General features: G+C 70.6%; 17 protein-coding genes, 1 tRNA gene and 1 pseudogene. 9 read left to right on the top strand and 10 right to left on the bottom strand.

Going from position 1 to position 19,868, the window contains the following annotated elements; translation table 11 throughout:
* Window positions 1-96: 96 nt before the first annotated feature.
* Entirely contained in the window at window positions 97-2,343 is a 2,247-nt protein-coding gene (locus tag PZE19_RS28370; protein WP_277863971.1) for an ABC transporter ATP-binding protein, read from the bottom strand.
* A 238-nt stretch (window positions 2,344-2,581) separates the two neighbouring features.
* Between PZE19_RS28370 and PZE19_RS28365 the strand changes: the two genes are divergently transcribed.
* From PZE19_RS28365 to PZE19_RS33260, 5 genes and pseudogenes are all read left to right on the top strand, one after another.
* Window positions 2,582-2,653 (top strand) — tRNA-Gly (locus tag PZE19_RS28365).
* Between the two features lie 95 nt (window positions 2,654-2,748).
* Window positions 2,749-3,012 carry a hypothetical protein gene (locus PZE19_RS28360; protein WP_277863970.1) on the top strand — a complete coding sequence of 88 codons (264 nt, stop codon included), beginning with the start codon at window positions 2,749-2,751 and terminating at the stop codon, window positions 3,010-3,012.
* On the top strand, window positions 3,009-3,368 hold the full coding sequence (locus PZE19_RS28355) for a hypothetical protein (RefSeq protein ID WP_277863969.1): 360 nt from the start codon (window positions 3,009-3,011) through the stop codon (window positions 3,366-3,368). The genes PZE19_RS28360 and PZE19_RS28355 overlap by 4 nt, the downstream gene beginning before the upstream one ends.
* 350 nt (window positions 3,369-3,718) lie before the next feature.
* A complete protein-coding gene (locus tag PZE19_RS28350; protein WP_277864394.1) occupies window positions 3,719-3,934 on the top strand; it encodes a tyrosine-type recombinase/integrase in 216 nt (71 codons plus the stop codon).
* Window positions 3,882-4,259, top strand: a pseudogene (locus PZE19_RS33260) (hypothetical protein); the annotation flags it as partial. The gene PZE19_RS28350 and the pseudogene PZE19_RS33260, both read left to right, overlap by 53 nt.
* On the opposite strand, the gene PZE19_RS28345 reads toward PZE19_RS33260, so the two are convergent.
* The 5 genes from PZE19_RS28345 to PZE19_RS28325 form a co-directional block, all read right to left on the bottom strand.
* On the bottom strand, window positions 4,217-4,414 hold the full coding sequence (locus tag PZE19_RS28345; protein ID WP_277863968.1) for a hypothetical protein: 198 nt from the start codon (window positions 4,412-4,414) through the stop codon (window positions 4,217-4,219). The pseudogene PZE19_RS33260 and the gene PZE19_RS28345 sit on opposite strands and share 43 nt — an antisense overlap.
* A 142-nt stretch (window positions 4,415-4,556) precedes the next feature.
* Window positions 4,557-5,081, bottom strand: a complete 525-nt coding sequence (locus PZE19_RS28340; RefSeq protein WP_277863967.1) for a hypothetical protein — start codon at window positions 5,079-5,081, stop codon at window positions 4,557-4,559.
* A gap of 170 nt (window positions 5,082-5,251) precedes the next feature.
* Window positions 5,252-5,629 (bottom strand): response regulator, encoded by a 378-nt coding sequence (locus PZE19_RS28335; protein ID WP_277863966.1) that lies wholly within the window; start codon window positions 5,627-5,629, stop codon window positions 5,252-5,254.
* A 39-nt stretch (window positions 5,630-5,668) separates the two neighbouring features.
* The gene (locus PZE19_RS28330) at window positions 5,669-8,404 is read right to left on the bottom strand and encodes a response regulator (protein WP_277863965.1); all 2,736 of its coding nucleotides are present in this window, start codon (window positions 8,402-8,404) and stop codon (window positions 5,669-5,671) included.
* Window positions 8,405-8,477: 73 nt separating this feature from the next.
* Window positions 8,478-9,731 (bottom strand): PP2C family protein-serine/threonine phosphatase, encoded by a 1,254-nt coding sequence (locus PZE19_RS28325; RefSeq protein WP_277863964.1) that lies wholly within the window; start codon window positions 9,729-9,731, stop codon window positions 8,478-8,480.
* 824 nt (window positions 9,732-10,555) lie between these two features.
* Between PZE19_RS28325 and PZE19_RS28320 the strand changes: the two genes are divergently transcribed.
* Window positions 10,556-10,882 carry a hypothetical protein gene (locus PZE19_RS28320; protein WP_277863963.1) on the top strand — a complete coding sequence of 109 codons (327 nt, stop codon included), beginning with the start codon at window positions 10,556-10,558 and terminating at the stop codon, window positions 10,880-10,882.
* 18 nt (window positions 10,883-10,900) lie between these two features.
* Here the strand turns inward: PZE19_RS28320 and PZE19_RS28315 are convergent, their stop codons facing one another.
* Window positions 10,901-12,352 (bottom strand): mandelate racemase/muconate lactonizing enzyme family protein, encoded by a 1,452-nt coding sequence (locus tag PZE19_RS28315; protein ID WP_277863962.1) that lies wholly within the window; start codon window positions 12,350-12,352, stop codon window positions 10,901-10,903.
* A 250-nt stretch (window positions 12,353-12,602) separates the two neighbouring features.
* On the opposite strand from PZE19_RS28315, the gene PZE19_RS28310 reads away from it, so the two are divergent.
* A complete protein-coding gene (locus tag PZE19_RS28310; protein ID WP_277863961.1) occupies window positions 12,603-13,790 on the top strand; it encodes a hypothetical protein in 1,188 nt (395 codons plus the stop codon).
* Window positions 13,791-13,862: 72 nt separating this feature from the next.
* Here PZE19_RS28310 and PZE19_RS28305 read toward each other — a convergent pair whose 3' ends face one another.
* Window positions 13,863-15,374, bottom strand: a complete 1,512-nt coding sequence (locus tag PZE19_RS28305) for a hypothetical protein (protein WP_277863960.1) — start codon at window positions 15,372-15,374, stop codon at window positions 13,863-13,865.
* A 387-nt stretch (window positions 15,375-15,761) separates the two neighbouring features.
* Here PZE19_RS28305 and PZE19_RS28300 point away from each other — a divergent pair, with 387 nt between their 5' ends.
* Window positions 15,762-16,466 carry a DUF434 domain-containing protein gene (locus PZE19_RS28300; RefSeq protein WP_277863959.1) on the top strand — a complete coding sequence of 235 codons (705 nt, stop codon included), beginning with the start codon at window positions 15,762-15,764 and terminating at the stop codon, window positions 16,464-16,466.
* 296 nt (window positions 16,467-16,762) lie between these two features.
* Here PZE19_RS28300 and PZE19_RS28295 read toward each other — a convergent pair whose 3' ends face one another.
* Together PZE19_RS28295 and PZE19_RS28290 are read right to left on the bottom strand one after the other, a co-directional pair.
* A complete protein-coding gene (locus tag PZE19_RS28295) occupies window positions 16,763-17,320 on the bottom strand; it encodes a hypothetical protein (RefSeq protein ID WP_277863958.1) in 558 nt (185 codons plus the stop codon).
* A 24-nt stretch (window positions 17,321-17,344) separates the two neighbouring features.
* On the bottom strand, window positions 17,345-18,382 hold the full coding sequence (locus tag PZE19_RS28290; RefSeq protein WP_277863957.1) for a DUF1559 family PulG-like putative transporter: 1,038 nt from the start codon (window positions 18,380-18,382) through the stop codon (window positions 17,345-17,347).
* Window positions 18,383-18,824: 442 nt separating this feature from the next.
* Between PZE19_RS28290 and rfbB the strand changes: the two genes are divergently transcribed.
* Window positions 18,825-19,835 (top strand): dTDP-glucose 4,6-dehydratase, encoded by a 1,011-nt coding sequence (gene rfbB, locus PZE19_RS28285; RefSeq protein WP_277863956.1) that lies wholly within the window; start codon window positions 18,825-18,827, stop codon window positions 19,833-19,835.
* Window positions 19,836-19,868 lie beyond the last annotated feature (33 nt).

Raw genomic sequence — 19,868 nt, 5'->3', positions numbered from 1 at the left:
TGACCTACGGACACATGATATCGCCTGAGGGTTCGGCTGGCAAGCCTCCGCCGGCCCGACTTTCCGCGGGCGGCGGGGGGGCCGGCGGCGGCCGGTTCAGGCGCTCTCGCGGCGGTAGTGGATCTCGTGGAGGCGGCGGTAGAGGGGGCTGGTCCGCTTCAGCTCCTGGTCGGTGCCGACGGCGACGATCCGGCCGTCGTCGATCAGGACGATCCGGTCGGCGAACTGGATCGCGCCCATGCTGTGCGAGATCAGGAAGGTCGTCCGGCCCCGCGAGAACTCCTCGATCGCCTTGCGGATCAGGGCCTCGTCCTGGATGTCGACCGCGCTGGTGGCCTCGTCGAGGATCAGGATCGAGGGGTTGCGGAGCATGGCCCGCGCCAGGGCGAGCCGCTGCCGCTGGCCGCCCGAGAGGCCGTGCCCGCGCTCGCCGATGACCGTGTCGTAGCCGTCGGGCAGGGCGGTGATGAACTGGTGGGCGTACGACCGCTTGGCCGCCTCGACGACCGCCTCGCGATTCGCCCCCGGGTCGCCGTAGGCGATGTTGCGGGCGATCGTGTCCTGGAACAGGATCGTCTCCTGGGGCACGACGCCGATCAGCCGCCGCAGGCTCCGGCCGCGGATCTCGCGGACGTCCACGCCGTCGATCCGGATCGTCCCCGAGTCGACGTCCCAGAACCGCGGCAGGAGGTTCATCAGCGTCGACTTGCCGCAGCCGTTGGGGCCCACCAGCGCGACCGTCTCGCCGTGGCGGACGGTCAGCGTGATCCCCTGCAAGAGCCGGTCGCGGCCGGGATAGGAGAAATGCACGTCGTCGAACTCGATCGTCCGCCGGTGCGCGGGGCTCTCCACCGCGCGGGGCGACTCGACGACCTGCGGCTCGCGGTCCATCAGGGCGCAGATCCGGTCGGACGCCGCCGCGGCCCGCTGGAGCTTGGAATTGACGTTCGACAGCTTCCGGATCGGGTCCGACACGCCCGCCATGATCGCGTAGAGCGTCAGCAGGTCCTCGATCGCCATCACCTGCGAGGCCAGCTGCAGCTTGAACGGCCCGATCTGCAGGAAGATCGACTGCTTCAGCACCAGGTACGACCCCGACAGGAGCGCGATCGCCACCGTGATGAGCGTCAGCATCTCCAGGACCGGGTCCGACATCGAGTCGATCATCGCGACCCGGATGCTCTTGCGGTAGAAGTTCTTGGTCTCCAGGAAGAACCGCCTGCGCTCGACCCGCTCCATGCCGAACGCCTTGACGACCTTGATCCCCTGGAAGGTCTCCTGGAGGATCTTGTAGATCGACGACATGCTCTCCAGCGACCGCCGCACGGCGCGCTTCATCACCCGGCCCACGCGGTAGGTGGTGTAGGCCGAGATCGGCACGACCACGAGCGTCAGGCAGGTCAGCCGCCAGTTGAACCAGAAGGCGCCCGTGATGCAGATCACCGCCCGCAGGGGCTCGCGGATCAGCTTGCTCAGGATCGTGTTGAGCCCCTGGCCGAACGAGTCCATGTCGTTGGTGAACCGCGCCATCAGGTCCGACGAGCCCTGCTCCGAGAAGCTCGCCAGGTCGAGGTTCGTCGTCCGCCGGAAGAACAGGTTGCGGAGGTCAAACAGCGTGTGCTGCATCACGTCGGCCACCAGGACTTCCTGGCAGAACGTGAACAGGCCCTTGATCATGACCCCGATCAGGACCATCCCCATGAGCATGCTCAGGGTGTTGAACTGGTCCGAGGGGAGGTATTTATAGATCGCCGGCTTGAGGCCCTGATAGAGCCTCTGCCACCAGGCCTCGGCGTCGCGCTTGCGGTCGATCTCCGCCAGGCGGCGGTCGAGCGAGCGCCGCGCCCCGTCGCGCAGCCAGTAGCTCCCCCGGGTCAGCTCCTCCCAGCGCGCGTCGGCGATCCGCTCCTGGCGCTGGAGCCCCTGGATCTCGCCGGCCGTCTGGGCCAGGAACTGCGAGGAGATCCCGTGCTGGTCGGGGAGGTCGACGCGCCGCCGCCTCTCCTGCAACTCGTCGAGGATCCCCGCCTTGAGCGCCTCCAGCTCCCGGAAGCGGTCGCTGAGGGGGGCCGCGGAGGCCCCGCCGGCCGCGAACGCCCGCTCCACCCGCGCCAGCTCCTCGCGACGGGCCCCCAGCTGCTCGATGTTCTCGGCGATCGAGTCGATCTTGGTCGAGATCCAGCGCTGGGGGTTGTCGTTGTTGATGAGGATCTTGAGCACGGGGAGGACGGCGCCCAGCTCCATGAACGAGAGCAGGGCGACCATCAAGGCGCAGGCGATCGACACGCCGAATCGGTAGCGATAAGGCCAGGCGGACCGCACCAGGCGAACGAAATTCTTCATATCGACCCGCGCCCAAGAGACAGGGACCCCGGCGAGCATCCATGCTTTAGCGACGTCGTGTCGTGGCCGCCAGAGCGCCGAGGGGTCCTACGCTTACCATGATCCCCGCGAATCGGCAATTCGAGTTCGGATCCCCGCCGCACTTCCGGCGAGCCCCTCCGCCGAGAGACCCATTGCCCTCGGCATCCCGCCCGGCTATGATTTGGGCGACCTGTCGGGGAGCGCCGCTCCCCCTCCCGCGGGCGTAATTCAGTGGTAGAATGCCAGCTTCCCAAGCTGGACGTCAGGGGTTCGAATCCCCTCGCCCGCTTTTCCTAACCCCATCCGAAAGCTCAAGTTAGCGCCAACCTGCCGAAGCCGGGCGGTGCGGCCGAAACGGTAGTCTACCGGATTTGGAGCGCCGTCATGTCCATCCAACCCGCCCGCACACCCTCCTATCGCCATCACAAAGGGACCGGTCAAGCGGTCGTCACCTTCGACGGCCGGGCCGTCAATCTGGGCCTGCACGGCTCCGAGGCGAGTCGCAAGGCCTACGATCGCGTCATCGCCGAATGGCTCGCCAACGGCCGAAGGCTCCCCGACGATTCGACCCTGACCGTCGTCGAGTCGAACTGGCCTCGCGGTATCACGCGTGCGCCGGGGCCCGCTACCGCTCGCGCGAGCCGATGAACATCCGGGACGCGTTGCGGGTCGCAGTCGAACTGTACGCAGAGCCCCCGGCCCTCGACTTCCGCCCGCTGGCGCTCAAGGCCGTGCATCGGCGGATGGTGGACTCGGGGTTGCGCCGAACCCTGGTGAACAGGCGCGTCGGGGCGATCGTCCGCATGTTCAAGTGGGCGGTGTCGGAACAGTTGCTCCCGTCGTCCGCCTGGGAGTCGCCCCGGACCGTGGGGGGGCTTGCGGCGGGGGGGGCTGCCGACGTCCGCGAGTCGGAACCGGTCATGCGGTCCACGACGCCCATGTCGCGGCGACGCTGCCGTTCCTGCCCCCGCCGGTCCGCACCATGGTCGAAATTCAGCGGCTGACGGGTGCCAGGCCGGGGGAGGTCTGCGCGATGCGGGGGCGCGACCTAACGACCGCCGGGAAGGTCTGGGAGTACCGACCCGCCGGCCACAAGACCGCCCACCATGGCAAGGGGCGAGTCATCCTCATCGGCCCGGCCGCGCAGGAAGTCCTACGGCCGTGGCTGAGGCCCGTCCTGTCCGAATATCCGTTCTCCGCCCGTCGAAGCCGAAGCGGAGCGTAAGACAAGCCTCAGAGCGGCCCGCAAGAGCAAGGTGCAGCCCTCGCAGGTCGATCGCAGCGATCCGGCCGTTCCTCGCAAGCTCGGGGAACGCTATTCGGTCGCCAGCTACCGACAGGCGATCACCCCGGGATCGTCCGGGCGAACGCGGCGCAAGGCTCGGACGCGCCGGTCGTCCCGCACTGGCACCCTCACCAGCTTCGACACTCCGCGGCGACGGCCCTGCGTCGGGAATTCGGGCTGGACGTGGCACGAGCCGCGTCGGGGCACACCTCGCCCGCGGTGACGCTGCGATATGCGGAAGCGGACGTCGCTCTGGCCCGGGAGGCTATGGAGCGGATGGGGTGACGATAGTCGAATGTTTCTCGTTGATGCCCATAGAGGAAGGTCCAGTCAGTTCAGTAGACATTCCCCCCAGGCCTTCCATGAGTCTAGAGCCTGTCGACTGCCTGGAGGCCGATCCGGTAAGGGTTTAAGGCGGACCACGACCCAGGAGGGGGCCGACGCCGCCATGCGACGCCTGATCGCCGACGAGATCCGGGCCGTCCTCGGCCCGATGGTCGAGGGCTGCCGCTCGAAGCCGGGCCCGGAGCCGGAGCCGCCCGACCGCATGTTCTTCGAGGCCGTCCTCTACCGGGCCAGGACCGGCATCCCCTGGCGCGCCCCGCCGGCGGAGTTCGGCGCCCGGGACGCGGCCTCCAACCGGCTCCGCCGCCGGGTCCATTCGGGGCGGCTCAAGAAGCGGTCGCGGACCTTGTGCGGCAGGTCGCTGCGTCGCAGGGCCTTCAGCTCGTCGCGGGTGGCGTCGTCGAGGTGGATGCGGATCATGCGAAACTATAGGAAGACCATGTCCAGCCGCTTCGTCCGCCCGACGCCTCGGCGAGAGGGTCCTCGAACGCGAAAAGCCGCCTCGTCGGGCGGACCCGGGGAGGCGGCGTATCGATCAACCGGGAGTCCCACCCGGGCTCATTCAGGGGTTCGCGCCACGTCGCCTGCGCACCTCGACGCAACGGTCGTAGGCGTCCTTCACGGCGAGGCTGGCCTTCGACCAGGGCATCTGGCTGTCCTTGCTGGCCTCCCAGTCGTCCTGCAACGTCCTGTCCGACAGGTCGATGCCCGAGTCGCCGTATTTCGACTCGGCCCACGCCCCGTAGCGGAACGCGTGGTGGAAGTCCTCGAACTGGTCGCCCTCCTCGACGTACGGCCGCGAGCCGAAGTTGTCGCGCAGCCAGTTGTCCTCGGTGGTCGGGTCGATCAATTCGCCGAGGCCCTTGCCCGCGAGCCCGCCGGCGACGGCCCCGACGGCCGTGCCGATCGCCATCCCCACGGGCCCGGCCGCCGAGCCGAGGGACGCCCCCGTGACGGCGCCGCCGACGGCGGCCCCGATGCCGGTCTCGATCGGGTGCGAGCCCGGCTGGTCGGAGGCGGGGTCGGGGTTGCGACTGCCGTAGGGCGGCAGGTCCACGAGCTTTTCGGGATCCTTGGCGGCGGCCATCGTGATCCTCCTGCAAGCATCTATGCCCCGCTCCGGAGAAGGTTCCGGGCGGTGGCAGGACCGGATCTGCAAGTTCGTTGCCAAAAGCGCGTGGTATTCACATATCGACCGCACGATTAAGGACGGTTCGACCTGGACGTTCGGGAGGACGAGTGCCGATCGGGTGCTGGTCATGTCCGCGGCCCCGCGTCGAGGCCGGACTCGATCTTGGCGAGCAGCCGGGTGAAATCGATCGGCTTGCTGTCGTAGTCGTCGCATCCCGCGTCGATCGCGCGCTCGCGGTCGCCGGGCATGGCGTGGGCCGTCAGGGCGATGATCGGCGTCGCCGCGGTCCGCGGGTCGGCCCTCAGAAGCCGCGTCGCCTCCCAGCCGTCCAAGACGGGAAGGCTCATATCCATCAGGATCAGGTCGAACTCCCCCGCCAGGGCCGCGGCGACCCCCTCCCGCCCGTCGGCGGCTATGACCACGTCATAGCCCTTGCGCCCCAGGCGCCGGGAGAGCATGTCGCGGTTCAGCTCGTTGTCCTCGACCAGGAGGATCTTCGGCATCGATGCACATCCCTCCCGCCGGATTCTCCCGGCGACGCGTCATCCCGATTCCTTCGCGTCCGCGGGGCGAGCCGCGCCCGGACGGACGCGGTCGACCACCTCGCGGCGGATCTCGTCCAGCAGCCGCCCTCGCGAGTAGGCATCTTTCCGGACCACCCCGAGGATGTGCCCGTTGAGCCGGATGCGGTCCTCCTCCGTGACGTCCTTCGCCGTCAACACGAGGATGGGGATCGTCCGCCACGCGTCGCGGCGGCGCAGCTCCTGGGCGAAGCCGAACCCGTCCATCTCGGGCATCATCAGGTCCAGGACGACGAGGTCGGGCACGGCTTCCGCCACGCGTTCCAGGCCGGCCCGGCCGTCCTCCGCCTCGGACACGACCCATCCGTCGGCCTCGAGCGCGTGGCGGACCATCTGTCGAGTCGCCTCGTCGTCGTCCACCACCAGGGCGCGGCAATCCGCGCCCGTCCGGCGGTACTTCTTCAGGACCGTCGCGAGGCGCTTGCGGTCGATCGGCTTGGTCAGATAGTCCGAGGCCCCCAACGCGTAGCCCAGGTTCTTGTCGTCGACGATGGTCACCATGACCACCGGGATCTCCGCCACGTCGGGAGTCGACTTCAAGGCTTCGAGGACCGCCCAGCCGTCCATCCCCGGCATCATCACGTCGAGCGTTATGGCGGCCGGGCGGATCTCGCGCGCCAGCCGCAGGCCCTCCTCGCCCCCCGCGGCGTAGGCGACCTGGAAGCCGTCCTTCTTCAGGGCCCGGCGCATCAGGTCGCGGACCGTGGGGTCGTCGTCGATCACCAGGACCGTGTCCCCGGGATCGGTCGGCGCAACGGCGGGCGACGCCTCGGAGGCGGGCGCGTCGTCCACGACCTCGGCGAGATCCGGGTCGGCGAGATCATTCCTCGCCTCGGCCGGGAGCCGGATCGTGAAGGCCGATCCGCGGCCCGGCTCGCTCTCGACGATGATGTCGCCCCCCATCATCTGGCAGAAGCGCCGGGTGATGGTGAGGCCGAGGCCGGTCCCGCCGTACTTCCGGGTGGTGGAGGCGTCGGCCTGGGTGAACGGCTGGAAGAGCCGCCTGAGCTGGTCGGGCGTCATCCCGATCCCGCTGTCCCGGACGGCCAGGACGACCCACCCCCGGCCCTCGGCCCGTTCGATCGCCGCCCGCAGGGTGATCGTCCCGCGGTCGGTGAACTTCCCGGCGTTGCTGAGGAGGTTGAAGAGGGCCTGGCGGACCTTCGTCAGGTCGGCGTGCATCGCCCCGAGGTCGTCGGGGCAGTCGACCACCAGCCTGTTGCCGTTCTTCGCGATCAGGGGCTCGATGGTGCCGACCACGCCGCGGACCAGCTCGGCCACGTCGAAGGTCTCCAGGTAGAGGTCCATCTTGCCGGCCTCGATCTTGGAGAGGTCGAGGATGTCGTTGATGAGGCCGAGCAGATGGTGCCCGGAGGCGTGGATCTTCCCCAGGTCGGGCACCAGGCCGTCCTGGCCCGCCTCCTCGGCCTCTTCGCGGAGCATCTCGCTGTAGCCGATGATCGCGTTCAGGGGCGTGCGCAGCTCATGGCTCATGTTCGCCAGGAACGTGCTCTTGGAGCGGCTCGCCGCCTCGGCCGCCTCCTTGGCCTGCCGAAGGTCCTCCTCGGCCCGCTTGCGCTCGATCCCCAGGGCGATCCCGCTGGCCATCGTGCCCATGGCCTGGAGCGAGGCGTCGGTGAGGGGATGGCGTGCGAACAGGCCGATGACGCCCACCAGGTGGTTCATGACCAGCAGGGGGTAGCCCGCGAACGCGACCATGCCCTCGCGGCGGGCCCATTCCTGGTCGGCCACCCGGGGATCGCCGACGACCTGGTTGGTCAGGTGCGGCCGCCGTTCCTGGGCGATGAGGCCGATCTTGAATCGGCCCACGGGCACCCGGCCGTGGGGCCCGTCGGTGTGCGTGTACATCCCGGCGCTGGCCTGGAGGACGAGCACGTCCTCGCCCTCGTCGAGGGTCCAGACCCGGGCGAAGGCCCCGTCGAGGTGGCGGACCAGGAGCGCGCAGCAGTTTCGGAGGATGTCGGGCAGGCCGTCGACCTGGTTCAGGGCCGTGCCGACGTCGGCGCCGAGCATCGCCAGCCGCGTCCTCTCCTCGGCCGCCGCCTGCTCCCGATCCCGCTCGACCACGTCGCGCCGGACCAGGAAATACGCGGCGCCCAAGAGCCCCAGGGCCAGCAGCAGGGCCACGGAGAAGGTGACCGCGGCCCGTCGGATGCTCGCGCTCGTGTCGGCCGTCCGGCGGGCCAGGAGGACGATCTCGAGATCCTTGACCTCCCGGATCGTCCGCAGCACCTCGTCCCGGGCTCGATCGCCCCGACCCGTCGCGATCGCCCGTCTCGCCGCCTCGAACCCCGCGTCGCCGCGCAGGCCGATGTCGGCCCGCAGGACGTCGAACCATTGGTCGACCAGCCCGCCGAGCGATTTCATCCGGACCTGCTGCTCCGGGTTGTCCGCGGTCAACCGGGTCAATTCCGCGATGCCGCGCTTCACGTCCTCGGCGATCTGATCCAGTCGCGCGGCCGATCCCTCGCGGCCCGTGACGACGTAGACGCTCCGCAGGACCTCGGCCTCGCGGAGCGAGGCGACGACCGACTCCACCTCGCTCAGCACCTCTCGGGTGTGCACGACCCAACCGCTGTCGACGACGAGGCGTTGCACGTTCCAGAACGAGATCACGGCGTTGACGATCAGGACGATCAAGGCGAGGCCGAAGCCCGCGGTCAGCTTGCGTTCCATGAGGCCGCCTATCGTCCCTTGTGAAGCCTGGCGCTCGTGCTTGATTCGATATGACGACGCAGGTGTCGGCGCATCAGGCGCGGCGGGCGACGTCGGACCGGTCGATCGCGCCCGAGAACTCCACCGCCAGGATCGAGACGTCGTCCTGGACGCCCGCGTCGCCGCACCACCGCTCGACGTCCATGCGCAGGGCGGCGACCCCGGCCGAGAGCGGCTCGTCCCGGGCCCGATCGACCGCGCCCAAAAGCCGCTCGTTCCCGAAGAGCCGGCCGTCGAGGTCCGCCGCCTCCGGCACGCCGTCGGAGTAGAGGAGCAGACGGTCCCCGGCCCTCATGACCAGGCTGCGCTCCTGACAGCTCTCCTCCGCCAGCCCGACCGGAAAGCCCCGACCTTCGAGGAGGGCGGGAGGGCCGTCGGCGGGAAGGTGGACGGGGCCGGGATGTCCCGCCGATGCATAGCGAAACTCCCCCGTCGCCGCATCGAACACCCCGTAGACCATCGTGAAGAACTTCTCGGTCGCCAGGTCGAACGGGAAGAGGAGGTTGAGCCGATCGAGGACCTCGGCCGGGGAAGCGGGCCCCGGGCGATCGCCGTCCGCGGCGGGACGCATCAGGATCGAGGCCGGGTCGTCCGGCGGCGTGAGGACGCGCGCGATGCTCACCGAGAGCAGGGCCGAGGCGACGCCGTGGCCGCTGACGTCCAGGACGTACAGGCCCACGCGCGAGGCGTCGAGCCTCACGATCCCCAGGCCGTCGCCGGCCAGCTCGTCGCAGGGCCGGAACGTCCAGGCGCACTCCAGGCCCGAGACGCCCGGGGTCCCTCGCGGGAGCAGGGCCTCCTGGACCCGGGCGGCGGCCTTCAGATCGCGAGCCATCCGGCCGTTGGCCGATTCCAGCACGCGGTTCCGCTCGACCAGCTCGAGCTCGAGGAGCCGCACCTGGTCCACCGCCCGTTTGAGCGTCAGCTGCGTCTGCACGCGGGCGAGGACCACCGGGAAATCGAGCGGCTTGGTCACGTAATCGTTGGCGCCGAGATTCAGGGCCTCGACGACGTCTTCGCTCCGGCTCCTCGCCGTGGCCATGATCACGGGCAGGTCGGACGCGCTGTGGGACTTCCTCAAATCCGCCAGGACCTCGAGGCCGTTCAGGTCCGGCATCATCACGTCCAGGAGCACCAGATCGAAGGGACGCTCCGCGATCAGTTCGAGCGCCCGACGGCCGTGTTCGGCCACCGTCACGTCGTACCCCTTCCGCTGGAGCCGCCGCGAGAGCATGTCGCGGTTCAGCTCGTTGTCGTCGACGACCAGGAGTGCGCCGGGGACGCTCATGATCATCGTCCACGCCTCGAAACGGCCGCGACGGCCGCCATCGGATTTATTGGTATTGGCATCTTCATAGAAAAATCAAGCGATTCCTTCAGGGTCGTGGCGGCCCGGGGACGCCTCCGCCCGGCTCGCGGGCGGCCTCGGGCCGATCGCCGAGCCTGGAACCCTGGGAGGTCCGAGTCGGCCTGACCGCGAGATCGCGACGGACCGAGCCGACTCGGGGTGGGATCGATCCGTCGTCGTGCCGAGGAGCTCGAACCGCCGAGGATCAACCCGCGGCGGATCCGGCGTTCGGCGACATGGATGTCGTCCATCGCCATGTCGATAGCATCCCCCGCCCTGCCCTCGGAGAAGACCACGTCGGGCTTTACGACCGGGGACCTCATCCCTCCGGACCGGGCGTCCAGGGGGAGGATGGACTGCAGGTCCGCGTCGGGAAGGCTCGTGCAACTCGGCGTTCGTCTCCCGGCGGAGGAACCGATCAACCTCCTGGAATCTCCTGTTGCAAAGAACGTGCCGGCGAAGCGGCCCGAGCGACCAACGGGCGGATGGGCCGGGCCGCGACATCGCGTGGAAGGCCTGGCGTGAGAGCCGGTTCGCCCGCTTCATCGGCCGACGCCACCCGAACCACCGCGCCCACGCTCTCCCGGCGTCGCCGAGCCGCCTGCACGCTCGGCGACGCCGGGAGAGCGGCGAGCTATTTCGGGCGAGCGATCGTCGCGGCGGCCCCCGCCCCGGCAATAATCGACGTCGGCCGCCGAATACGAGATGGACGGCCTCGTGGAGGGACCAGGAGGCGGGCCGCCGCGGCGATTGAGGAGTTGGGCATGGCCTTTCACTACACGACGGAATACCGCCTCGGGCGCAGGGGGACGGTGCACCGGACCTACGGCGGGCTCCGGGCGCTGCTCGCCATCGGCTTCGACCTGGCCCTGGCCCTGGTCTTCGGCCTCATCGAGTTCGGGCTGCTCGCCGCATGGTTCGGCGTCGTGGCGGTCTACCGGGTCGCCGTGTGGGGCGTCGCGACCGCCTTCAAGCTGGCCGTCGCCCTGCTGGGCCTGCCGCTGCGGCTCGCCCGCGCCGTCTCGGGTTCGGGCTCCGGCTCGGGCCGTGCGCCGGCCAAGCCCGCCCTCGCCTTGTTCGAGGATTTCTGAGCCGGTTCGTCGGCGAGGTCAGACGGCGCCCAGGCCGGGGCCGGTGAGGACGGCGGTCTCCATCGTGCCGTCCTTGACGCGGAAGATGCCCGGGAAGCGGTCCTCCCAGCCCTTGTTGGCCGCGGGCATGTACTGCCGCGCGTTGGCTTCGATCGCGCGGACGCTGGGGATGTGGGCCGAGAGCCCGGCCGAGTGGATCAGCGAGGCGCCCGGGCAGGTCAGGTCCTGCACGCAGAGGAACATCCCGAACTTCTGGGCGGCGGCGGCGAGCAGGACCGCGTGGCTCTGCCCCTTGCACGCCTTGAGCGCCGCGCCGGTGTAGCCGCGGTCGCGGGCCAGCAGCAGGCTCTCGTAGTCGGTCAGCGATTCGTCGGCCACGACGGGGAGCACCTTCGACGCCTCGTCGAGGGCGTGGGGCTGAGACGCCAGCAGGTTGCGCGCGGTCGGCTGCTCGATGTACTGGATCCGGCCGAAGCCGTCGGGCGTCTTCGCCTTCAAGAGGCGGATGAACTCCAGGACGTAGGCGACGTTCGGGGCCTTCTCGTTGAAGTCGAGGGAGTAGACCCACGACTTGACCCCGCGGCGGGCCTGGGTCTCGGCGGCGGCCCGGTCGACGCGGGCCACGCGGTCGACGTCCCAGGCCAGGTCCTCGCCGTTGAGCTTGATCTTGAGGTTCGTCAGGCCGTCGCGCTCGATCCATTCGGGGAGCGTCTCGGGGAGGCCGTCGCCGACGCGCTTGACGACGTCGGCGTCGACGATCGGGTCGACGGCCCCGACCAGGTGGTACATCGGCATGCGGGCCTTGGGCCGCTCGGAGACGTACCGGCTCGCGTACTCGCCGCGGAACTCGGGGCCGAGGTAGGCCGAGAGGTCCTGGACCATGAAGTCGGGCCCGTACGTCTGGTAGCTGCTGCGGCCGTGGACCTTGCCGAAGGCGTCGTGGATCGCGGCGTCGAAGGGGCTGGCGACGACCTGCGAGCAGAGCCTCGGGATCGGCTCGGCCAGGCCGCGCTCCCTGGCGACCTCCTCGGCGGCCTTGAAGTAGTCGGGCTCCAGGTCGCGGTTGACGTCGATCGGGTGGGCGGCCTCGCGATGCGCGGCGGTGATGGTGCGGATCCGCTCGGCGAGGGCCTTCATCGCGCCCAGGGTGGCGTCGTACGGCAGGGCCTTCGAGGGGAAGGACCAGACGTTCCCCAGCGGCATCGACCCGAACCCCTTGGCGACGCGGCCGTCGCGCGTCCTGACGACGCAGGTGACGTTCAGGATCGTCGCGCGATCGACGACGGTCCCGCCGAACTTGATGGGCGTCCGGTAGCGGTAGTCCTCGTAGTCGAAGGCGACGTCCTCGACGCCGACGTCGGTCGGCCTGGGGACCGCCACGGCGGCGGCCCGGGCGGGGAGGTCGACCCGGCCCAGCAGCGAGGCGGCGACGGCCGCGCCCAGGAAGTCGCGGCGGGTCGGATGCGTCATGGGTCTGTCCCGTTCGGATCGCCGGCGAAGTCGCGTCCCCGGATCGCCTGCGACGGTCGGCGAATCGAGGCGGCCTCCGGAAGGGCCGAGGCGGCCTTCAATGTGCCAGGAGGCGACGCGAGCGGCAAGAGGCCGGCGCGCCCCGCCGACCGCGTGGACTTCGGGCCGCGGCGATGGTCCAATCGGGAAGGCGCGGGCCCCGGGACGATCCCGGCGGATCCCGAGGCCGCCGAGGAAAGCGAGGACCCTCATGCCCCCGGCGAAATCGCGGACGATCGGGCTCGTCGTCCTGCTGGCCGCGACGGCGACCGCCGCGATCGCGCGGGCCGACGACGAGCGGTGGGACGGGTTGGGGCGGGAACTGGCCGAGTATCGCGCGCAGCTCGACGCCGTGCGCCGGGAGAACGGCGGCGTGCGGAAGCTCCCCCCCGTCGCCTTCTTCCTGTTCGGCATGGGGGACCGCCGGAAGCTCGTGTACAAAGGGGGCGTGCTCCGCGACGCCCGGACGGGCGAGGAGGTCCGCCGCTGGGACGTGCAGGACGAGCGGATCGCGCCCTCGGCCTACGCCGTCGCCCTGAAGACCATGGGGGGCGGCCGGGTCTTCCTCGTCGAGGACGAGGAGGCGGTCTGGCTGGAGGAGGACGGTCGAAAGACGGCGCTCGCGCGGGGCCGGGTCGTCCTGCCGACCTTCGCCGGCCGACGCCGCGCCGCGGTGTTGCGGGTGCTGCGCCAGGAGTTGCTGATCAACGTCGTCGAAGGCCGGCCCACGCCCAACTTCATGGTCTACCCGAAGCCCTGGTACCGGGACGGGGCGATGATGGCGATGGCCTTCGAGAAGACGGGCGACCTGGACCTGATCCGGGGCTGGATCCTCGGGCTGAGGGAGCCCTACGACCGCAACAACAACGGCGAGGACGAGGCGGACAACCTCGGCGAGGCCCTCTACCTGATCTCCCTCGTCTCGGACGCCGACCATCCCCTCGTGCCGGTCGTCCGGCGCGAGCTGAAGCGGTTCGAGAAGGGCCGCCACATCGAGGGCCGCAGCGACTTCGCCCCCCATCCCGTCTACCAGACCCTGTGGGCGAAGCTCGGGCTGGCCTCGCTGGGCCTGGACGATCCCTACGAGGCCCCCAGGACGGCCGACGGCTACGCCGCCCTGGCCTGGTGGGCGCCCCGAACGGACGACCGGCTTGCGCAGAAAGTCATCGAGAGCGACGCCTACCCCTACCTGACCTGGGCGGGCTCCCATTTCACCGGGTCGCACAGGGGGAAGCTCGGCGACCGGGACTACCCGCTGACGTGGGAGGCCGACGCGAGCCAGGCGGACTACCGGGGCATGAACGTGGTCGACCCGGCGTACGCCGAGGCGAAGCTCTGCACCCCGCACACCTGGCACGCGGCGGAAGCCTTGCTGGATTTGCTCGATCGCGAGCCCTGACGCGGCGGGCCGCCGCGCCCGCCGGGAGGCGTCCTCTCCCCCCGGCGGGCGCGACGTCGAGGCGGCGTCGGGTCAGACGCCGGGGTTCTGGCTGAGGCCCTGGGTCGGGGCCCCGCTCATACGCCGGGCGGCGGCGGGGGTGGCCCGGAGCACGCCCGCCTGGCTCGCGGCGACGGGCCGGGAGACGGGATTGTTGACGGCCGAGCGGTTGGCGACGGTGAAGGTCTGGCTGCGGCCGCCGCCGGACCTCGTCGCCAGCCGGCGCATCATGCCGCGCGGGACGTTCTGCTGGACGACGCTGAACCCCGACGTGGTGACGCCCGCCGGCAGGGTGTGGACGCCGCCCTGCGTCGGGACCGCGCCGGTGGAGACGGAGACGGGCTGGGCGACGGCCGTGGTGGTGACGTCCGGGGCCGCCGTGCTGACCACGACGGGCTGGGCGCCGGGCGTGATCGTCGCGGGCTGGACGCTGGTCGTCACGGCCCCGGACGGGGCGCCGGCGTTCATGTAGACGCCTCCCAGCCCCCCGGCCATCGCCGCGTCGGCGGCGCCGCCCCGGCCCTGGTAATTGAACGCGATCGGCTGCGAGGGCTGCGCGTCGAGCAGGGTCTGGACCGCCTTCTGGTCGGCCGCCAGGAGCTGGACGTCGTCGGACGTGACGTGGCTGGCCGCCTTGACGGCGTCCTGAGCGGCGAACAGGGCGGTGATCGTCGCGTCGGAGACGCCGGCGCTCTGGAGGACGGCCGTGTAGTCGGCCTTGAGCTGCTGTTGCTGGGCGTCGGTGAACGTGCCGGACGTCTCCACCGCCTGGGCGTCGGCCTGGTAGGTCTTGACGAGGTCGGCGTCGGCGGCGCCGGCCTCGGAGACGACCTGGTCCTGGGCCTTGCGGAGCGCGGCGAGGAGCTTCGGCGTGACCTCCGACTTGTCCTGGATCGCCTGCATGTCGGTCGACTGCTTGGCGAAGGCCGCGTCGATCGCCGCCTGGCTCGTCGCGGCGTCGGTGGCCGTCGCGGAGGTCGTCGCGAGGCCGGACGTCGCGGCGAGGGACGGGTCGCTCGCCTGGGCGGGCAGGGTGCTGGCGTCGATGGCGATCGGCTGGCTCGTCGGGTCGCCCGGGAACGACGGCAGGGTTGCGGCCGTCGGCCAGCCGACGCCGGCGGCCCCGCCCAGCGCGAGCGGGCCCGTCGGCCCGAACTGCGCGTCGGCGCCCTGCTGGATCCAACCCTGGCCCGGGTCGACGCCGAACGCCGGCCGGCCCGAGACGGCCTGCGACGTCTGGTAGGTGTAGTCGCCCTGGAACGAGAGCGTCGAGACGGGCGCCGCCGTCGTCGCGACCGCGGCGCTCGTGACCCCCGCGTCCCCGGACGCCGTCGGCGTCGCGGCCTGGGCCTGGGTCGGCGCCTGGAACATCGGCATGGGCGCGGCCATCGCCATCATTCCCATCGGCGCGCCGAAGCCCTGCGTCATGAGCTTCCGGTCCTCGAGCGTCGTGAGCGAGGGCGTGCTGCCTCGCCTGTTCCGCCGCCCGGTGCGGCCCGGGACGTGCGCGTGGGGGGAAGACGACTGGTCCTTGTTTCGGGACATCGCGTGAATCCTTTCTGGAGGTCCTGCGCCGTCGGGACGGGCTTCCTACCTCGTCTTCCCGACGGCGCGTCTCGCCATCCTCGGCGAGCGGGGCGCGGACGGCGGACGGTGTCCGAGGGGCCCGATGGCCCCGCAACCGTCCGCCTGCATCGATGTCCGGCCTGGTGTGGAGAAATGGACGGCCGTCCGCAAGATCATTCGACGAACGACCCGGTTCGGCGACGCGAAAACCGATTTCCCCGGAATGTCAAAATTGCCTGGACTGCGGCGGCCGGGACGACGCCTCTTCGTGTCGACCCCGCCGGACCGGGATCCCCGGGAGCGGTCATGGTACGATGCCGACCCGGGGACGAGGGCGATCATCGGCGGGCGACGAGGAGCCGGCCCGTGGCCGATACGCGGACGCATCGCGGCCCGGGGCCGCAGGATCGGGAATGGTTCGGCCCGGCGGCCCGCCCGAGGCTGGCGACCGCCGCGGCCGAATTCTCGTGGCTGCTCTCGCGGGGGTACGCGGAGCCCTCGACGCTCAAGCTGGTGGGCGACCGGCATCGGCTGGTCGAGCGTCAGCGGTCGGCCGTGCTCCGCTGCGCCTGCCGCGACGCGGACCGCGACGGGAGACAGGCGCGGCGGCTCGACCCGGCCTCGCTCCGCGGCCGGCCGATCCGGATCGACGGCTTCAACCTGATCCTGACGCTCGAATCGGCGCTCGGCGGCGGGGTGGTGCTGGGGGCCCGCGACGGTTGCTTCCGCGACCTGGCGAGCGTCCACGGCACGTACCGCCGGGTCGAGGAGACCCGCCCCGCGCTGGAACTGGCGGCGCGGGCGCTGGCCGCCTGGGGCGTCGGCCCCTGCACCTGGCTGCTCGACGCCCCGGTCTCCAACAGCGGCCGGCTCGCCGCGATGATCCGCGACGTCGACCCGACCTGGAGCGCCGAGGTCGTCCCCGACCCCGACCGCCTGCTGATCCTCCCCGGCGATCCCGTGGCCAGCGCCGACTCGGGCGTCCTCGACCGCTGCGGCCCCTGGCTCAACCTGGCCTGCGCGCTCGTCGAGTCGGAGGTCCCGGGGGCGTTCGTCGTCGACCTGGGGTGAGCGCCTTCGTCGGCGTCTCCGACGGCTTCCGGGCTCTTTCCCTCCCCAGAGGCCTCCCTGTTCGGCGGATCGGTCCCATAGTCGGCATGGGGGCGGTGCGCGCGGGGGGGTCGAGTCGGGGGGAGGCGAGGCGATGCGGAAGACGATCGAGGGGCGAAAAACGTGATCGAGCGCCAGCGGCCGGACGAGCCGATTTCTCGCGACAAAGACCTGTTGCAAAGAGACTTGCGTCAGATGGCTTCGTTGGCGCGAGACGCGAATGAAGCCAAGACGAAGCCGATTTCGGCGAGGGCCGGTCAGTTGACGTCTGCGGCGGCCCGGGAGCGGCCGGGCCTGGGGTCGACGGCGCTCAGGTCGAAGGTGAAGCGGTTCTCGCCGCCCGGCTTGACGGCGGCCTTGAGGGGGGACGTGGCGGGGTCGCGGTAGAGCCGGGCGAAGGTGGGCCAGGCGGCGTTCTTGCGTTCGGCCGGCGCGAGGTCGTCGGGGTGCGGCCCGGCGTCCTCCTCGCCCGGGGCGGCGGCCTCGATCGCGGCGCCGGCGGGGGTCACGGTGACGACGTAGTCGCCGGCCGGGACCCCGTCGTCGGCGTAGTAGGAGCTCATGACGAACGTCCCGTCCGCTTCGGTCGCGGTCGTCAGGGCGATCGGCGGGCCTTGCTCGCCGGGCGGGGGCTGGACGGACCTGGGGTCGACGGGGTGGAACCTCACGAACGCCCCCTTCACCGGCTCGCCCTTCCAGGCGACCTTTCCGGAGGTGGGGTGGACGGGGAGTTGATAGCCCAGGTCCTCGCCGCAGCCGAGGCCGGCGAGGGCCAGGGCGGCGGCGAGGGGGGCGAATCCGAGGCGGCGGAGCATGGTCGGGATCCTGTCGTCGGTCGATCAGTACTGGTCGCTGGAGAGGACCTCGCCCAGGCCCCGGGTGAGCAGGCGGACGTAGATCCGGATGTCGGAGGTCCCCTTGATGAATCGGACGGAGCCGTCGCCCATCAGGTAGTTGCCGCCGCCGGGGTGGAACGAGTAGTCCTCGTTGCCGTTGTAGCAGCTCGTGAAGCAGGGGCCGGGGGTCTTGCTGCCGTCGAGGGTGTAGCTGTGGAGGGTGTAGCCCGTGTCGTAGTCGGCCCAGCCGCCGGCGGAGCCCTCGCCGGGGACCACCGTCGGGTGCCTGCGGCCGCCGCGGAGGTACAGGTGGGGCCGGCCCGCGGACTCGCTCATCATGATCGTGTTGGAGAGGCCGTCGGTCACCTGGGCGATCCGCGTGACGTTGTCGGGCTCGCCGCCGGTGACGTTCCGGAGCATCGCGAGCTGGCCCCAATCCGTCAGGTCGCTGAGGCCCGACTTGACGAAGTTCTCCTCGGCGCCGTTGCTCACGGCGTAGTCGGTGACGGCCGTCCGGACGTTCGTGAACGGGCCGCCGCAGACGCTCGCGTCGCCGGCCGAGTCGCTGAAGCTGTGGTACTTCTCGCCGTTGGCCGACGACGGGCAGAGCAGGCTCGGGATCAGGGTGGCGACGGCCGTCGAGTTGTCGGCGCGGCGGAAGTCCAGCTTGATGTTGTAGGCGGCGTAGAGCGGCTGCTGCTCCATGTAGGGCAGGATGTGCGTGAAGACGTAGCTGGAGGTGGACATGCCGCCGGTCGGGATCTTGCCGTCGGGGCCTACGTTGATGTTCATCGGCCGGCAGACGCCGGAGCCGCGGATGCCCGACGGCGGGAAGAAGCTGTTCGTGCTCTCGAAGTTGTGCAGGCCCAGGCCCACCTGCTTCAGGTTGTTGACGCACTGGGCCCGGCGGGCCGCCTCGCGCGCCGCCTGCACGGCCGGCAGCAGCAGCGAGATCAGGACGGCGATGATGGCGATGACGACCAGCAGCTCGATCAGCGTGAAGCCGGTCCGACGGCGGAGAGGAAGGCGCGTGACGTTCAAGGAAACTCCTCGGGGTATGACGATCCGGCCGCCCGACGGCAAGGGGGCGTTTCGGCACGATGGCTGACGTAGTGGAGGGTGTTCCACTAGTGTACGGGGCGACATGAAGGATTTATGAAGACCTGATGATCTCGTCGGGAAGTTCGCCCGGCTCCCGATCCTTGGAGCCTCAGGGCGGGTTTCATCCTCCTCCCCCGGCCGCGATCCGACGCCTCCTCGCCGTCGGCCGAGTTCCCGCTACGCCGGCCGCCCGACGGGGCCGTGCGGGCCCCCGCCGTCGTTGCCTCGCGCGACGCCGACTCGAAGCGTCCGTTCCGCTCGACCTCGGGAGACCGATCGACGGCGGCAATCCGCCTTGCGGTCAGGGCTTGCGCCCATTACCCTGGCCAGTCACGCGTGCGACGAGAAATTCGGACGGCTCGGGGCGGGTTAGAGGGCGATCATGGCATCCTCGTTGAAGCGGATTCTCGTCACCGGCGGCTGCGGGTTCATCGGGGCCAACTTCGTCCGGCTGCAGCTCGAAAACCATCCCGAGCTGGCGATCACGAACCTGGACGCGCTCACCTACGCCGGCAATCCCGACAACCTGGCCGACCTGGCGGGCGACCCCCGCTACACGTTCGTCCACGGCGACATCGCCGACCGGCCGTTCGTGACGAAGCTGATCGCCGACGGCGGATTCGACGCGGTCGTCCACTTCGCGGCCGAGAGCCACGTCGACCGCTCGATCCACGACGCCACGCCCTTCCTGCGGACCAACGTCATCGGCACCCAGAACCTGCTGGACGCCGCCCGAGCGGCCAAGGTCCCCCGGTTCGTCCACGTCTCGACCGACGAGGTCTACGGCACCCTCGGGCCCAAGGACCCGGCGTTCACCGAGGAGACCCCGCTCACCCCCAACAGCCCCTACTCGGCCAGCAAGGCGGGCTCCGACCTGCTCGTCCGCGCCGCGTTCCACACCCACGGGATGGACGTCGTCACGACCCGGTGCTCGAACAACTACGGGCCGTACCAGTTCCCCGAGAAGCTGATCCCCCTGTTCATCACCAACGCCCTGGCGGACGTGCCGGTGCCGGTCTACGGCGACGGCATGCAGGTCCGCGACTGGATCCACGTCGTCGACCACTGCCGGGGCGTCGACGCCGCCCTGCGGAAGGGGAAGGCCGGCGAGGTCTACAACTTCGGCGGCCGCAGCGAGCGGTACAACATGGAGGTCACCAAGGCCGTCCTGAAGCTGACCGGCAAGACCGAGGCCCTGATCAAGTACGTCACCGACCGCCCCGGCCACGACCGCCGCTACGCCGTCGACACCGCCAAGTCCGAGCGCGAGCTGGGCTGGACGCCGAGCGTCACCTTCGAGAAGGGCCTGGAAGACACCGTCGCCTGGTACAAGGCCAACTCGCACTGGGTCGACCGCGTGAAGTCGGGCGCGTACCGCGGGCACGCGGGCTGAGGCGGGACGGGCGACGACCGAAGGCGATGGGGG

It is taken from the genome of Paludisphaera mucosa, from assembly GCF_029589435.1.
Classification (GTDB): Bacteria; Planctomycetota; Planctomycetia; order Isosphaerales; family Isosphaeraceae; genus Paludisphaera; species Paludisphaera mucosa.
Note: the sequence above shows the minus strand (reverse complement) of the source record. Positions and strands in the feature narration are given on the sequence as shown.